General features: G+C 39.4%; 1 protein-coding gene. It reads right to left on the bottom strand.

Annotated elements, in window-relative coordinates; translation table 11 throughout:
- Nucleotides 1-251: 251 nt before the first annotated feature.
- Nucleotides 252-1,271, bottom strand: coding sequence for an IS110 family RNA-guided transposase (locus ACHUFM_RS18160; RefSeq protein WP_394184023.1), 1,020 nt, complete (start codon nucleotides 1,269-1,271; stop codon nucleotides 252-254).
- Nucleotides 1,272-1,331 lie beyond the last annotated feature (60 nt).

The raw sequence follows: 1,331 nt of genomic DNA, 5'->3' as shown, positions 1-1,331 counted from the left end.
AACATCTATGGACACCCCGATTTTTGCAAGCAAAATCAAGATCTAACAAGAAGCGTTTTGCAGCCATCTATTCGGATTTTTTATAAAGCAATCGATGCTTTTATCCCTGATGAACTCCGCTGACTTGGTTCTAATCATTTTGACGTTTTCAACGAAACGATGTTAGTCCCAGAATTTCCAAGTCACGGTCTTACCTATCTTGTCATCACTCTTTTTTACTAAGCAAAACTTGGTGTATCACTCTTTAAAATTTAGATTGTTTGAGCCTGATATTTTTGATCTCGTGCAAGTATCGCCCAAACAACTCTTACCAATTTGTTGGCTAATGCCACGATGACTTTATTTTTATGCATTCTGTTTAACAGGTTTGTAATCCACTCATAATAAGGCTTTCCCGGTTTAATATGTCTTATGACCGCCCTAGCACCATGAATAAACATTCGCCTTAAATACGAATCGCCTCGCTTACTAATGCCTAGTAATAGTGATTTCCCTCCGCTTGAGTGTTGACTCGGTACCAAACCCAACCAAGCAGATAGTTGACGACCAGAATTAAATTCTCTCGCATCACCAATACTTGCCACTAACGCTGATGAGGTTAATCGACCAACACCTGGAATTTCTCTAATAGCCTGACATTGGCGACTTTCTTGGCTTGCTCTATCAATTTGTGTATCTAGGCCACCTAGGTATTTTTCTAAATCCATTAATCTAGATTGCATCGCCTTAATATGATTACACAACATCGTAGGCAGACAATCTTCTACTAAAGCAAAATCTTCTCTAAACCATATCTGTAAGCGAAACCGTCCTGCTGGGATACTGACACCAAATTCCTGCAAACTTGCCCTAATTCGATTAATTAAAGCCGTTCGGTCTCGTATAACACCATCTCGTTCTCGATGAAGTAAAAGCAAAGCTTGCTGCTCTTCACTTTTAACAGACACAAAACGCATATTTGGTCGGCTAACCGCTTCACAAATGGCTTCGGCATCTGCTGCATCATTCTTATTCGTTTTAACATAGGGCTTTACATATTGTGGTGGCATCAACTTCACAGTATGGCCTAGTTTACTTATCTCTCTAGCCCAGTAATGGGAGCTACCGCACGCCTCCATTCCAATCAAACATGGCTCTATATTGCTTAAGAAACGAAGAAGTTGATTGCGGCGTAGCATTTTATTAAACAATTTTTTTTCAGCTCGATTAAAAGCGCATATCTGAAAAACTGACTTGGCTAAATCAATACCAATTGCATGAATCGTATCCATGATGTTCTCCTTTTAAACTGACCTACTCAGTATAGAAGGGGGTGTCCATTTCATTATTTT

This window comes from Marinomonas posidonica (assembly GCF_043643765.1).
GTDB classification, from domain to species: domain Bacteria; phylum Pseudomonadota; class Gammaproteobacteria; order Pseudomonadales; family Marinomonadaceae; genus Marinomonas; species Marinomonas posidonica_A.
The sequence above is the reverse complement of the archived record's forward strand: the minus strand, read 5'-3'. Positions and strand labels throughout refer to the sequence as shown.

Excerpts from the sequence above, each read along its gene's own strand:
- ACHUFM_RS18160 (WP_394184023.1), bottom strand. The coding sequence starts at position 1,271 with ATGGATACGATTCATGCAATTGGTATTGATTTAGCCAAGTCAGTTTTT.